Raw genomic sequence first — 13217 nt, 5'->3', positions numbered from 1 at the left:
ACACTGGGAGAGGATGCATGAAGCGTTTGTTTGTGGGTCTGGCGCTGAGCGCGATGCTGAGCCCGGCCGCCTTTGCTTTTGACACTGCGACGCAGGCAATTATCGATCTGCAGAAGTCCGGCAAGCCGGTGCGGACTGCTGATCTGGTGGTGTTGATGCAGGCCAGCGAGCGCTGGTGCTATGTGCAGCAAGCCGATAGCTGCGCCTGGTCCGATATCTACCTTGATGTGAATGCGGATGGCGCCCAGTTCGAGATCAGCAATGCCTGGAGCGAAGCTGTCGAGATCGCCTTTATTGATACCGGCCGCGTTGAGGACGGGCGTATGATCTGCGAGACCGGTGTGGACTGGCTGCCCACTATTCGCGCCATCAAGCGGGCTGATGGCAGCATAATCGGCGGCCGCGCGCTGCACGACCTGAAGGCCGAGATCGGCGCCACCGCCGCCGATACAACAATTGATTGCTTCGACTACCGCTATTTGGGCGCCGATGCCGAGGCCGGGACGATCACGCTGTTGCAGCGGCAGTCGCGCGAGGGGGTGCACGACCCCGACCAGGACACCGAGGTGACATTGCATTTCAACCCCGCCACGGCTGCAGCGCTGACGCTGCGCTGGTAGGGAAGCGCCTGCAGTGGCCGGGCGGTTGACGGTTTGCAGCGCAGACGACATTGTCCCCGCCGATTGCGCCGGGGAGAGACGATTTGACCAGCACGCCGATCCATATAGCGCTGACCTTTGATGACAATTTCTGGGCGCCGGCCTATGCGCTGATGCGCTCGGCCTGCGTGGCGACGCATCGCCGCAAGGATCTGGTGTTTCACCTGCTGCATCTGCCGCTGAGCGCACCGCATGTGCACGATCTCAAGGAAATCGAAACCGAGTTTGGGGCCAGCCTGCGCTGGTACAATCTGGCGGAGGATGCCGAGTTTACGGAATTCGTAGCCGATCTGCCCAGCAGCACGCAGTGGCCAAAGGTGGTTTATGGGCGCCTGCTGGTTGGCAGCCTGCTGCCGGCCGATGTCACGCGCGTGATCTATCTCGATTGCGACATGATGGTGCGCGACCCGATCGAAGACCTGTTCGGGATGGATATGGCGGGCTACCCGCTGGCCGCGGTGCGCGATTCCATCCATCCCTTCATCGTGGGCAAACGCGACATGAAGCAGAACCGCGATCTGTTTGAAACCGCCGATCCCTATTTCAACTCAGGCATGCTGCTGATCGATCTGACCGCCTGGCGGGCCATCGACATACGCGCCGAGGTCAGGGCCATCGCCGCGCGCGGCATCATGAGCCGGCTGTATTATGATCAGGACATGCTCAATCTGATCTTCAAGGACCGCTGGCTGCCCCTGCCCTGGCGCTGGAACACGATTGATGCCCATGTCGCCCATGAGGGTATGAACCCGGCCATTCTGCACTATACCGGGGTCAACAAGCCGTGGGGGATTCTCTCAGGCATATTGAGGACCAGCGCCTATGCGCGCTGGTATCGCCACGTGATGACCAATGCGCTGTTCTATCGCTTTGCCCGCCATCGCTGGGCACGCTGGTGGAAAAAGCTGTTGCGGCTCAAATAGCAGCTAGCGCGGCACAACGCCCTCACGCTGGCACAGGGTACACAGCGCACTGCCGCGCTCGGGCAGTGGCATGTCGGCCCGGCCGCGCCGCGTGAGCTGGCTGCGCCAGAGATGGACGGCCAGCGTGTCCTCGCTAATAGCGGGATCAATCGAGGAGCCGGGCAGCATCAGTGCCGGTATGCCCTCATAGGGTATGGGGTAGAGCGCGCTGGCCGGGCGCACCAGATGCTCCAGTCCGCGCTGGCGCATATAGTGGGTCAGCGCCATGGGGCCGGTGGCGCCATATTGCATGTCCTCGGGCGCGATCTTTTCGCCGAGCAGGCGACGGCCAGCGACTTCGAGCCGACGAAACAGCGGCAGATGCGGCTCGAGCAGGGGCCGCTCGGTGTCGGTGAAGATCGAGATCAGATCATCGAGCAGAGGCGCATCGGCCGGAATGTGCAGCACGGCACCATTGATCGAGCCGGGCCGCTCATAGGCCATCAGATAGTCAGGCGGGCCCTGGATGGGTCGGACGCAATAGACGTCCAGATCGGCATAAATGCCCCGTCCCTGCCGGAGCACCGCCATGCGGAAATAGTCTGAAAAAACACCCGGTGTGCCCTTGCCCTTATAGAACACCAGCTTGTCGCGCGGCAGCACCTCCGCCGCGTCGCGGGCAATCGCGCCGGCTGGCAGGCCATCGATGGGATCAAAGGAATAGACTTCGACCGGATGGCCCTGACGACGGAAAGAGGCAATCGAAAGCTCTTCGAGCCAACTCATCGGGCCATGCCAGAAGCTGACAATGGTGGGCAATTGGCTGGTCATGGGCTTCCGGGGTGACGATTGAGTTGGCCGTGCTTAACCCGGCGCGGTCTGTCCTGTCACCCCGGCGGCGGCCCGTTAGCTCAATGTGCCATTGTGCAGCGAGGTGGCGAGCGGTTCGGGGCGCTCGACAGGTGTCTTGATATCGATGGTGCGGCCATCGCGCGCGGCAGTGGCGAAGGCTTCCATGACCTCGAGCACGTGCAACGCCAGATCGCCATTGGCGCGATGCGGCCGGTTGTTGAGAATGCCATGGGCCATGTCGGCCACGCCCAGCGAGCGATAATTGCCATCGGCGAATGGCTCGGTGACCGGAATTGGCGTCCAGGTCTGGTCACGCCCGCGCTTGCGCAATTCGACATCGCCACCAAAGAAATTAGGATCGGGCACGATCAAGCTGGCCTCGGTGCCATAGAGTTCAAGTGGCACATGCTTGTGCGCGGCCACGTCAAAGCTGAGCCCGACCTGCACGATGGCGCCATTGGCGAAACCGAGCGAACCGGTCACGTGGGTGTCGACATTGACGGGCATGACCTGACCCTTTTTGGGCTCGGAAGTGACCATGCGCTCGGCGCGCAGACGCGAGCTCATGGCCGAAACCCGGGCGACCGGGCCCAGCAGATTGACCAGATCAGTGATGTAATAGGGGCCCATATCCAGGACGGGACCGCCGCCAATATCGTAGTAGAAGGCTGGATCAGGATGCCAGCTTTCGTGGCCGGGGCACTGGAAGAAAGCGGTGCCGCCGATCAGCTGACCCAGCGCGCCGCTATCGACGACGCTGCGCGCCTGCTGATGCGCGCCACCCAGAAAGGTGTCGGGTGCCGAGCCGATGCGCAGGCCTGCCTTGTTGGCAGCATCGAGCAGGGTGCGGCCTTCGCCATAGGTGATGCCGAGCGGCTTTTCGGAATAGACATGCTTGCCGGCAGCCAGGCATTTGAGCCCAACTTCGACATGGGCGCGCGGGATGGTCAGATTGACGATCAGTTGCACCTCAGGGTCGGCCAGCATGGCGTCAATCGACATCGATGGCAGGCCAAATTCGGCGGCACGAGCCTGGGCCGCCTCGGGGCGCATATCAGCCAGACCCTTGATATCGAGGACAGGGAAGCCCGCCATGGCTTCGTGACCGGTGATAGCCCGCAAATAGGCCGATGAAATATTGCCTGTACCGATGAAACCGATACCCAAGCGCTTGCCGCTCATGCGTGCATTCCTCCCAGACGTACGTACATCAAACTAGCGGGAGGGCGGCAGAGTCGCCAGTATGCGGGCGGCTTTATTTTTGGGTGCGATCCGCAGCGTCCCCGCACGGTGAATCAACAGGCTCGCCGCCGCAGCCGAACTAATATACACGTTGTACGCCAGTTGACCCAGACATACCGGCGGACTGTATGTTGATACGCAAATCTCAGGCTGATCGCCGCGCGGATACCCAACTTGCCCTGGTGACGGCAGCGCGGGGACTTTTTGCCCAAAAAGGCTATGCCGGAACCAGTACGCCAGAAATCGCGGCGCTTGCGGGGGTTACCCGCGGGGCGCTCTATCACCACTTTGCCGACAAGCTGGCGCTGTTCGAGGCGGTTGCAACGCAGGAACAGATGCTGGTGACCATGGCGGTCAACGCCGCCACGGCCGGTGATGACGAGCCGGGACCCGTCAAGGCTCTGGTGGCGGGCGGTGATGCGTTCCTAGATGCCATGCAGGACCCCGGACGGCGCCAGATCCTGCTGGTGGATGCCCCGGCCGTACTGGGGCGGGCGCGGCTTGATGCTCTGGTGGCCAGCCACGGCATCGGCCCCCTGATCGCCCGGGTGCGCACGGCAATGGACGCCAAGGCGATCCGCACCCTGCCGGCAGAACCATTGGCGCATCTGCTCCACGCGCTGTTTGACCGGGCCGCCGAGGCAGGCCCGGACCAGCTCAGTGATTATCGCAAGGCCATCAAGGCGCTGATCCGCGGCCTCAAGGTGTAGCCTCAAGCGCCTGAACGCGCGTCGCCAGTTGCTGGATGGCTGCGATCAGCGGGGCGATAAAGGCATCATAGCGCAGCGCCTGTTCGCTATGCGGATCGGCCGGGTCAGCCAGCACATGGCCGGCAAAATCGCGCCCGTCCAGCACACGCTGCACATCCTGGGCCAAGAGCCCGTAATGCGTACCCTCCCCGCCGCCGCGATAGCGGTATCTGACCGGGCTGAGCGCCAGTACGAAATCAAGTCCAAGATCGCTAGGGGCGATGTCGGTCTTGTGCCGTGCATCGGAGGTCTGGATGGTGCCCGTGGCCGACCAGATGGCGGACCAGCGCGCACCCGATGCGCCCAGGGTAATGGCATTGTCGGTTGCGGGCCGGACCGAGCCGGCAAACCGGGTGATGCCGGTTTCCGGCTCGAGGCTGAGCGCACTGATCCAGCTGGCGCCATCGGCGCTCAGCTTGAGCTGCCAATTGTCATCCCCAGCCAGCCCCATTTCAGCGCGGCCGGACCAGTTGGTCTGGAACAGCAGGCTGGCGGTATCGCCGGGCGTGGCCTTGTTGAGCTTGATCTGGTGGCCATTGCCGGCATGGGTAAAAAGGCTGGCCTCAGAGGCAAGCGCCAGCCGGTTGGTGGCATCGGCGCTGGTATTGATCCCCAGCCGTGGCAGGGCGCTGCCGAGCGAGGCCAGAGGCACCCAGGCGCCGGCATCAAACACCAATTGGGTCTGATCGGCGGTGCAGTAGAGCTGCCAGCCGGGGGCTGGATCAAGAAACAGCCAGGCGCCGGCCTGGAAGCTGGCGATCTCGTCGGTGTGACCGGCCCAGACGCCGCTGGCACCAGCGGGCACCAGACAGGTTTCGCCTTCAATCGGGAAGATGGGTGGCTCGGTCAGCGTGCGGGTCTGCACGGCAAGCTGCACCAGCGCATCGAGCGCCTGCAGCGCCTGGTTGTGGGTGATATGCTTTTGCGCCTGCCCCGGCATGATGAAGGGCAATGACAGTCGCGGGTTCTGATCCATGAACGATCTCCTTTGGGAGACAATTCTAGGAGCAGGGTTGGCAGGCGGGGATAAGCGGAACCGGTGTCAGGCGGTCACTGACTGGGCACGTCGTGTGGTGATCAGGAACATCACGATGAAAGTGGCGCTCATCAGCAGCACGATGGTTGGGGCGGGCGCAGAATCGATGAAAAAACTGAGATAGATGCCCAGAAGCGAGGTGCAAACCGAGATGGTCACGGCAATCAGCATCATGGGCGCAAACCGCTTGGAAACCAGATAGGCGATGGCGCCGGGGGCGACCAGCAGGGCAATGACCAGCACGATGCCCACCGCCGTCAGGGCCGCCACAATGGTCAGCGACAGCAGCGTGAGCAGGCCATAATGCAGCACCCGAACCGGCAGACCGATGGCGCCGGCCTGTTGCGGATCAAAGATGAACAGCAGCAGGTCGCGCCATTTGAGCAGCACGATCACTGTTACCACCAGGGCAATCAGCCCGGTCTGGAGCAGATCATCGCCGCTAATGCCCAGAATGTCGCCAAACAGGATGTGGTCGAGATGCACATCGGTCTGGATCGACGTGTAGAGCACGATACCCAGGCCAAACAGGCCCGAAAACACCACGCCCATCACGGTGTCTTCCTTGATGCGGCTGTTCTCCTTGAGAAAGCCGACCGAGAGCGCGCAGGCCATGCCGGCAGCAAAGGCGCCTATGCCCAGTGGCAGAGCCAGCATATAGGCCAGCACCACGCCGGGCAGCACGGCATGGGAAATGGCGTCGCCCATCAGCGACCAGCCCTTGAGCACCAGAAAGCACGACAGCAGGGCGGTGGGGATGGCGACCATGATCGCAATGATCATGGCATTGGTCATGAAGGGGAATTGGAACGGCCAGAGCGCGTAGATCAGGAACTCGTTCATTGTCCGGCCTCGCCGGCAATATTGGCATCGCGGCGGCGCTTGGAGGCCAGCATGCCGTGCTTGGGCGCAAAGACAAAGGCGGTGAGGAACACCGCGGTCTGCAGGACCACAATGACGCCGCCGGTGGCGCCATCAAGAAAGAAAGAGATATAGGCGCCAAACAGGGAGGACAGCGTGCCCACGGCAATGGCGATCAGGATCAGGCGCGGAAAGCGATCGGTCAGCAGATAGGCCGTGGCGCCGGGCGTGACCACCATGGCAATGACGAGAAACGCGCCCACGGTCTGCATGGCCGCAACGGTACAGGCCGCCAGCAGGGTGAAGAAAATGCCACGCAACAGGGGCGGGTTGAGGCCAATGGAGCGGGCATGGCTCTCATCGAAAAAGGTGACCATCAAATCCTTCCAGATGAAGAACATCACCACAAGGGTGACCACCGAGATGATCACGAGCTGGATGGTGTCTTCGGGTGTGACGGCCAGAATATTGCCCATGACGATGGTCTGGATGTTCACCGAAGTGGGCGACAGGGAAATCATGAACAGGCCGAGCCCGAAAAAGGCGGTGAAGATCAGCCCGATGACCGAATCTTCCTTGAGCTTGGTGCGCTGGGTGAGAAACAGCATGGCCGCGGCTGCCAGCCCGCCCGAGAAAAAGGCGCCCAGCGAGAAGGGCAGACCCAGCATGTACGCGCCGGCCACGCCGGGCACGATGGAATGGCTGAGCGCGTCGCCGATGAGCGACCAGCCCTTGAGCATGAGATAGGCGGACAGGAAGGCGCAGACGCCACCGACCAGTGCCGAGACCCACATGGCGTTGGTCATGTAGCCGTAATTGAAGGGCAGCAGCAGGTATTCGATCATTCTTCGACCGGCCCCGACTGCTGGTGGGTCATCTTGCCCTTTTCGCCATACATGACCAGTGGCCGCTCATCATCGGTGATGACTGTGAGGTGGCGCGGATCGTCATCGTCATGCAGGCCCGCACCGGCCAGCACGAAGTGGCGCAGTGCGCCCCCAAAGGTGACTTCAAGCCATTCGCGGGTGAAGATTTCGCTGGTCGGACCAGAGGCCAGCACGGTGCCCTTGACCAGCACCGTGCGGTCGCAGAACTCAGGTACAGAGCCCAGATTATGGGTTGAAACCAGCATGACCTTGCCCTCATCGCGCAGGTCGCGCAGCAGGGCGACAATGGCGTCTTCGGTCTGCACATCCACGCCGGTAAAGGGTTCGTCGAGCAGGATCACTTCGCTCTGCTGGGCCAGTGCGCGCGCCAGAAAGACGCGCTTTTTCTGGCCACCGGAGAGTTCGCCGATCTGGCGGTGGCGGAACTCGATCATGTTCACGCGCTCAAGCGCCTGGGTGACCATATCGTGGTCGACCGGCCTGGGGCGACGCAGCATGTTCATATGGCCGTAGCGGCCCATCATGACCACATCCTCGACCAGAACCGGGAAGTTCCAGTCAACATCTTCGGATTGGGGGACATAGGCAACCAGATTGCGCTTGAGCGCCTGCTTGCCGGGAATACCCAGAATATCGACCGCGCCGGCGGCCAACGGCACAAAGCCCATAATGGCCTTGAACAGGGTGGACTTGCCCGACCCGTTGACCCCGACCAGCGCGGTGATCGAGCCGCGCGGAATCGTGAAGCTGGCATGGCGCATCGCCGTGGTGCCATTGCGATAGGCTACGGTGATATCGGTGACACGCAGGCCGGGCGCTGCAGCATCGGTCATTGGCTGAGGCCTTCAATAATGGTGGCGGTGGTGACGCCCAGCAGATCAAGATAGGTGGGCACCGGACCATCGGGCTCGGACAGCGAATCCACATAGAGCACGCCGCCATAGGCCGCCCCGGTTTCACGCGCCACCTGCTGGGCTGGCTTGGGCGAAATCGTCGATTCCGAGAAAATGGCCGGGATCTGGTATTCGCGCATGGCGTCGATCATGCGGCGCACCTGCTGGGGGGTGCCCTGCTGATCGGCATTGATGGGCCACAGGAAAAGTTCGGTAAGGCCGAAATCGCGCGCCAGATAGCTGAACGCTCCTTCGGAGGTGGCCAGCCAGCGCTTTGAGTCGGGAATTGCCGCAATGGCCTCGCGAATGGGGGCAACAGTGGCGGTGATCTGCGCGGCATAGGCCGCCGCATTGGCATTGTAGGTTTGGGCATTGTCGGGGTCTGCGGCCACGAAGGCGGCGCGGATATTGTCGACATAGATCAGCGCGTCGGTGGGCGACATCCAGGCGTGCGGATTTGGCTTGCCGGCATAGGGGCCCTCGCCAATGCCCATGGGCTCAACGCCGTCCGACACCGTGACCGAAGGCACATCGCCCAGATTGGAAAGGAACTGGGCAAACCATTGTTCGAGATTGAGGCCGTTCCAGAGCAACAGATCGGCATCCTGGGCGCCAATCAGATCGCCCGGGGTGGGTTGATACTGGTGGATTTCGGCACCCGGCTTGGTGATCGAAAACACATCGGCGGCGTCACCGGCCACGTTCTGCGCCATGTCGGCAATGATGGTGAAGGTGGTCACGACCTTGAGCCGGTCCTGGGCGGCTGCCGGCAGGATCGACAGGAGCGAGGCGAGGAACAGGGCGGGCAAGAGGCGGCGCATCAACTACTCCGGAATGGGTCGGCTCGCATATGTAATGCAATTGCAAATCATTCGCAAGAAGCAAAGCGCGGTGTCTGTCTTCAGGGCTTGAGCAGGTTCACCTCGGATTCAGGCACCCGACCGGCATTCTGATCGATAGCGCTGGATTCGCTGGACAGATCACCCTCTTCGGCGGTGGCGTCGCAGGCTTCTTCCTCAGGCGCCGGGGGCACGGGTTGCGGCGCTGATTGAGGCGCCGTTGCAGTAGATGCTGCGTCCATCTGCATGATCGGCACGCCCTTGGGGAACACCACTTCGCGGGCGGGGTCGGGCAGCTCGATACCGCCCTTGAGCAGCGCATTCTTGGTCTGGCGCAACAGGGCCGAATTGATCTTGGCGGGAGAATAGGCGGCGCTGTCGAACCAGTAAAAGATGCGCAGATTGATGGTGGCATCGCCCAGCGCATCGACCAGCACCAGCGGTTCGGGGCGGTCCAGTACGGCCGGATGGGTGGTCAGCACTTCGCCAATCAGGCGCTGGGCCAGCGACACCGATGAGTCGTAGCCAATGCCGACCATGAACTCGGCGCGGCGGCTGGGGATGGAGCTGTAATTCTTGATGGTGCTCTTGAACACAGTGGCATTGGGGATCTGCACGTGATTGCCATCAAGCGTGAGCAGGACGGTTGAGCGGGTATTGAGGTTCTGCACGATACCGGTATGGCCCGCGACCTCGATCATGTCGCCGCCCGCAAAAGGGTTGCGCATGCTCAGCAACAGGCTGGCGAGGAAGTTCTCGGCAATGTCGCGAAAGGCAAAACCGATAATGATACCGATCAGCCCGGTGCCGCCCAGCACGGTCAGCGCCAACTGGGTCAGCCCGGCCACGCGCAGCACGAAATAGATGCCGAGCAGGAAGACCGGGATGGCTATGGTGCGCACCACCACATTGAGCAGCAGCGGTGAATCGATGCGGGGCGTCAGCAGGCGGCGCGCCAGGGCGGCAACCAGCATCGAGACCAGCCAGGAAATCGCGATGATGACGATGGCCAGCAGCACCAGTGGCCAAGCCTGCAGCGCTTCCTGCACCAGCCCGGCGCTCTCGGCCACGGCGCGATCAAAGGTCGAGCCGACATCGGCATTGATGGCAATGCGATTGACCACCGCGACAACGCCTTCGGTATTTTCAGCCAGATTGGTCGCCCAGCTGCGACGATCCTGGGTATCGGCGGCGCCGTCGATAAAGGCCACGCCGTCGGTGACGGTGACGCTGGGGCGCTCGAACCAATCAGTGGCCAGCAGAATATCCTGCAGGCGCGCGGCGATCTGGCTGTCGGAAGCGGCAGGCACCACCGCCACCTGTCGCGCAGGGGCGTCTCCGGCTACCGGGCTGGCCGCCGGTATAGCGATCTGCGCAGCGCTGCCAGCAACGCCGAGCAACAGCACGATGACTGTGGCCAGCGCGCGCAGGCCCGTAACAAACCTGAAAGACGCCCCCGACACCGGGCTTTAGCCGGCTGCGGTGCGGATGATGCCGGCAATGTCATTGGCGGCGTGGTTGGTCAGTTCCTTGTCCAGCGTCAGCACGATCGAGGCCTGCACTGTCTTGTGTAGGGTGTCGCGCAGCTGGCCAAGGCTTTGCGGATCAGCGGCGAGCACCATGTGCTCGAACTTGTTGGCCTGCTTCATGGCGAACAGCGCTTCGGCCAATTGCTTGATGAAAGTGGCCTCATCGGTCTGACGTGGTGTCTGCTCCTCGGGCCGGGAGCCCGATGGACCTTCTTCGGCAAGGTTCTTTGGCGTGAGGCGACGCTCTTCGGTCAGGCTGAGGGAATCCTTGACGCCGTGCGTCCGCAACAGGATCGCCTGATGACCATCAGCGACGACGACGAGGGTCTGCTGCGGAATGGAAGTGATATCGGACATGGCGAGCTCCTTTGGTTGACGCCCCATAGAGCGGGATATGGGTCAACGGGTGGGCGCCGGTAACGTTCCGCCCGGAGCGCCTGCACAAAGCAAAGCCGCCGCACCCGATGGGGATGCGGCGGCTATTGGTCGGCGCAGATTGCCGGCCTAGTTGTCGTTGACGCGGCGGCGGTATTCGCTGGCGATGTAGATCACCGCAACGGCGAAGACAATGCCGATGCCGATCTGGGTCCAGTCCAGATTGGCGAACAGATCACTGGCAGCGGCCACGCCGTCGAAACGGGCAATGTCGAAGCCGATGCTGTCGGCCTGTTCGACATTGACGAACCAGTTATCGGCATAGGCGGTAGTTGGCAGAGCCAACCGGTACTGCAGAAAGTCCCAGGTATTGGTGGCGAAGGGGTGCAGGCCGCCCAGTGTCACCCATTCCAGGGTCGAGACCAGAGTTGGCAACAGCAGGGCGATGGGGATGGCCCAGCGACCAATGGCGGCAGCAATGGCGCCGACCAGCGCCATGATCGGCAGGTACCAAAGCAGTGCAACAATCAACGCGGTGAACAGGGTGAGCGCCACATTGCCGTAGATGCCGACAATGGCCCCCAGCGCACCGACACTGGCCGTGCCATTGATGGACATGACGACAAAAGCCACACCGAACAGCAGCACACCGCTCAGCAGGGCGATGGCGAACACCATGCCGGGCAGAATGGTCAGGGCCGCCGTCATCTTGCTGAGCAGGACCTTGAAATCGGTTACCGGCATGGACTTCCAGAACAGCATGGAATTGTTGCGCTTGTCGGCGGAGAAGCCGTCGGCGCAGTAGAAGAACAGCGTCACGCCCAGGTAGAGCGACCAGGCAAAGCCGAGCCCGAAAAACCCGATCTCATATATGATCAGCGGGACGATAGTGAGCAGAGCGCCTGACATGTGCACATCAACCCGACCGACGGTAAACGCCAGAATGGTGATGCCGAACAGAATGCCCAGCATGATGAGCGGGCCGGTCAAAAAGGCGCCCCGGTGCTCGATGAACTCGCGATGGACGAGTGCGGTGAAGGCCTTCATCGGGCGGTCTCCGGGTTCGCCGTTGGCCGCTGCATCAGGGCAACGAACAGATCGGACAGGGTTGGTGTGGACAGGGCGCCGAGTGGATCGAGCTGGGCGCGATCCACGCCGTCAAAGATCAGCACGGTCTGACCGAAGCGGGTTTCCTCAAAGACAGGCTTGAGGGCCCGCGCGGCCTCCAGATGGGCTGGATCGGTGATGACCAGCTGGGTGAATTTGTCGTTCACGGTCTCCATCTGCATGTGCAGGATCAGATCGCCATCGCGAATGAACATGATGTCGGAGAGCATGAACTCAATCTCGTCCACCTGATGGGTGGTGATGAGCAGGGTGCGCTCTTCGGTCATGTAGTCTTCGAGCAGGCGGCGATAGAAGCGCTTGCGATAGGTGATATCCAGACCCAGCGTGGGTTCATCGAGCACCAGCAGCTTGGCGTCGATCGCCATGACCACCGCAAGATGCAGCTGGGCCATCATGCCCTTGGAGAGGTGCTTGACCTTCATTTCAGGCCGAATATCGGTGCCCTCAAGGAAGCTGTGCGCCTTTTCCTGACTGAAATTGGGGTGAATATTGTTGAGTAGTGCGAACAGCTCACGCACCCTGAGGAAACGCGGCAGGCTGGCGACGTCAGAAATGAAGGCGACGTTTTCCATCAGCTTGGCGCGCTGGGCAAAGGGGTCTTCGCCCAGAACCCGAATGGTGCCTTCGCAATTGGTCAGGCCCAGCATGGCGTTGAGCGCGGTGGTCTTGCCGGCGCCGTTATGGCCGATCAGGCCATAGATACGCCCGGCCGGAATATCGAAGTCCAGCCCGTGCAGGACTTCTTTTTTGCCAAAGCTCTTGCGCAGCCCCCGCGCAGAAACGATGGACTGACCGGGCTCAGCCGGTGTCGCGAGGGAAAGCTCATTCATGGTTTTGCCCCTGGTCGATGGTGGATTGTGAAAGCAATTGCTTGAGATCGAGATCAAGCGCCTTGATCTGGGCGGCGATGCGCGGCCAGTCCTGTTTGAGGAACTTGTCACGCTCATGCGTGAGCAGTTCGGCGCGTGCGCCCATTTTTACGAACATCCCCAGTCCCCTGCGTTTTTCGACCACACCGATATCGACCAAAGCCTCAAAGGCCTTGGTGACCGTCAGCGGATTGACCGAGAGATCAGCGGCAATCTGGCGAACCGAGGGCAGAGCCTCGCCTTCGGCCACGCTGCCGCGCAGGATCATCTCGGCGAGCCGCTGCCGGATCTGAACGAAGATCGGCTGGCTGGTGTGAAAGTCATCCATGTGTTTTGCCTATCTAGTGTGCTACACATCTAACACACCGTTACGGCACGTCAACAGGAAATTTTCGG

Annotated in this window: 15 protein-coding genes; 3 read left to right on the top strand and 12 right to left on the bottom strand. The window is 61.9% G+C overall.

The window, feature by feature from the left end; translation table 11 throughout:
* Window positions 1–17 precede the first annotated feature (17 nt).
* Together KD146_RS18005 and KD146_RS18000 are read left to right on the top strand one after the other, a co-directional pair.
* Window positions 18–620 carry a hypothetical protein gene (locus KD146_RS18005; RefSeq protein WP_212660232.1) on the top strand — a complete coding sequence of 201 codons (603 nt, stop codon included), beginning with the start codon at window positions 18–20 and terminating at the stop codon, window positions 618–620.
* Window positions 621–703: 83 nt separating this feature from the next.
* Window positions 704–1582 (top strand): glycosyltransferase family 8 protein, encoded by an 879-nt coding sequence (locus KD146_RS18000; RefSeq protein WP_212660231.1) that lies wholly within the window; start codon window positions 704–706, stop codon window positions 1580–1582.
* 3 nt (window positions 1583–1585) lie between these two features.
* Here KD146_RS18000 and KD146_RS17995 read toward each other — a convergent pair whose 3' ends face one another.
* Window positions 1586–2392, bottom strand: a complete 807-nt coding sequence (locus KD146_RS17995) for a glycosyltransferase (protein WP_212660230.1) — start codon at window positions 2390–2392, stop codon at window positions 1586–1588.
* Between the two features lie 75 nt (window positions 2393–2467).
* Entirely contained in the window at window positions 2468–3595 is a 1128-nt protein-coding gene (locus KD146_RS17990; protein WP_212660229.1) for a Gfo/Idh/MocA family protein, read from the bottom strand.
* Window positions 3596–3783: 188 nt separating this feature from the next.
* Here KD146_RS17990 and KD146_RS18420 point away from each other — a divergent pair, with 188 nt between their 5' ends.
* Complete coding sequence (locus KD146_RS18420; protein ID WP_212660228.1) at window positions 3784–4365, top strand: TetR/AcrR family transcriptional regulator; 582 nt, start codon at window positions 3784–3786, stop codon at window positions 4363–4365.
* Here KD146_RS18420 and KD146_RS17980 read toward each other — a convergent pair.
* The 10 genes from KD146_RS17980 to KD146_RS17935 all read right to left on the bottom strand — a co-directional run bounded on the left by KD146_RS17980 (window position 4355) and on the right by KD146_RS17935 (window position 13149).
* The gene (locus KD146_RS17980; RefSeq protein WP_212660227.1) at window positions 4355–5380 is read right to left on the bottom strand and encodes a DUF2793 domain-containing protein; all 1026 of its coding nucleotides are present in this window, start codon (window positions 5378–5380) and stop codon (window positions 4355–4357) included. The genes KD146_RS18420 and KD146_RS17980 overlap by 11 nt on opposite strands.
* Before the next feature lie 66 nt (window positions 5381–5446).
* Window positions 5447–6283 (bottom strand): metal ABC transporter permease, encoded by an 837-nt coding sequence (locus KD146_RS17975; protein ID WP_212660226.1) that lies wholly within the window; start codon window positions 6281–6283, stop codon window positions 5447–5449.
* Window positions 6280–7146, bottom strand: coding sequence for a metal ABC transporter permease (locus tag KD146_RS17970; RefSeq protein ID WP_212660225.1), 867 nt, complete (start codon window positions 7144–7146; stop codon window positions 6280–6282). The genes KD146_RS17975 and KD146_RS17970 overlap by 4 nt, the downstream gene beginning before the upstream one ends.
* Entirely contained in the window at window positions 7143–8021 is an 879-nt protein-coding gene (locus KD146_RS17965; RefSeq protein WP_212660224.1) for a manganese/iron ABC transporter ATP-binding protein, read from the bottom strand. Before KD146_RS17965 ends, KD146_RS17970 begins: the two co-directional genes overlap by 4 nt.
* A complete protein-coding gene (locus tag KD146_RS17960; protein ID WP_212660223.1) occupies window positions 8018–8902 on the bottom strand; it encodes a metal ABC transporter substrate-binding protein in 885 nt (294 codons plus the stop codon). The genes KD146_RS17965 and KD146_RS17960 overlap by 4 nt, the downstream gene beginning before the upstream one ends.
* Window positions 8903–8982: 80 nt before the next feature.
* Window positions 8983–10383 (bottom strand): mechanosensitive ion channel family protein, encoded by a 1401-nt coding sequence (locus KD146_RS17955; protein WP_212660222.1) that lies wholly within the window; start codon window positions 10381–10383, stop codon window positions 8983–8985.
* 6 nt (window positions 10384–10389) lie between these two features.
* Window positions 10390–10806, bottom strand: a complete 417-nt coding sequence (locus tag KD146_RS17950; RefSeq protein ID WP_249327989.1) for a host attachment family protein — start codon at window positions 10804–10806, stop codon at window positions 10390–10392.
* Between the two features lie 147 nt (window positions 10807–10953).
* Entirely contained in the window at window positions 10954–11871 is a 918-nt protein-coding gene (locus KD146_RS17945; RefSeq protein WP_212660221.1) for a hypothetical protein, read from the bottom strand.
* Window positions 11868–12782 (bottom strand): ABC transporter ATP-binding protein, encoded by a 915-nt coding sequence (locus tag KD146_RS17940; protein WP_212660220.1) that lies wholly within the window; start codon window positions 12780–12782, stop codon window positions 11868–11870. The genes KD146_RS17945 and KD146_RS17940 overlap by 4 nt, the downstream gene beginning before the upstream one ends.
* Window positions 12775–13149 carry a GntR family transcriptional regulator gene (locus KD146_RS17935; protein ID WP_212660219.1) on the bottom strand — a complete coding sequence of 125 codons (375 nt, stop codon included), beginning with the start codon at window positions 13147–13149 and terminating at the stop codon, window positions 12775–12777. The genes KD146_RS17940 and KD146_RS17935 overlap by 8 nt, the downstream gene beginning before the upstream one ends.
* Between the last annotated feature and the right edge of the window lie 68 nt (window positions 13150–13217).

It is taken from the genome of Devosia litorisediminis, from assembly GCF_018334155.1.
GTDB lineage: Bacteria > Pseudomonadota > Alphaproteobacteria > Rhizobiales > Devosiaceae > Devosia > Devosia litorisediminis.
This window is presented reverse-complemented; position numbering and strand designations above follow the sequence as displayed.

Coding starts and splice junctions, on each gene's coding strand:
- KD146_RS17975 (WP_212660226.1), bottom strand. CDS start 6,283: ATGAACGAGTTCCTGATCTACGCGCTCTGGCCGTTCCAATTCCCCTTC.
- KD146_RS17970 (WP_212660225.1), bottom strand. CDS start 7,146: ATGATCGAATACCTGCTGCTGCCCTTCAATTACGGCTACATGACCAAC.
- KD146_RS18005 (WP_212660232.1), top strand. CDS start 18: ATGAAGCGTTTGTTTGTGGGTCTGGCGCTGAGCGCGATGCTGAGCCCG.
- KD146_RS17940 (WP_212660220.1), bottom strand. CDS start 12,782: ATGAATGAGCTTTCCCTCGCGACACCGGCTGAGCCCGGTCAGTCCATC.
- KD146_RS17950 (WP_249327989.1), bottom strand. CDS start 10,806: ATGTCCGATATCACTTCCATTCCGCAGCAGACCCTCGTCGTCGTCGCT.
- KD146_RS17990 (WP_212660229.1), bottom strand. CDS start 3,595: ATGAGCGGCAAGCGCTTGGGTATCGGTTTCATCGGTACAGGCAATATT.
- KD146_RS17965 (WP_212660224.1), bottom strand. CDS start 8,021: ATGACCGATGCTGCAGCGCCCGGCCTGCGTGTCACCGATATCACCGTA.
- KD146_RS17995 (WP_212660230.1), bottom strand. CDS start 2,392: ATGACCAGCCAATTGCCCACCATTGTCAGCTTCTGGCATGGCCCGATG.
- KD146_RS18420 (WP_212660228.1), top strand. CDS start 3,784: ATGTTGATACGCAAATCTCAGGCTGATCGCCGCGCGGATACCCAACTT.
- KD146_RS17935 (WP_212660219.1), bottom strand. CDS start 13,149: ATGGATGACTTTCACACCAGCCAGCCGATCTTCGTTCAGATCCGGCAG.
- KD146_RS17960 (WP_212660223.1), bottom strand. CDS start 8,902: ATGCGCCGCCTCTTGCCCGCCCTGTTCCTCGCCTCGCTCCTGTCGATC.
- KD146_RS17980 (WP_212660227.1), bottom strand. CDS start 5,380: ATGGATCAGAACCCGCGACTGTCATTGCCCTTCATCATGCCGGGGCAG.
- KD146_RS17945 (WP_212660221.1), bottom strand. CDS start 11,871: ATGAAGGCCTTCACCGCACTCGTCCATCGCGAGTTCATCGAGCACCGG.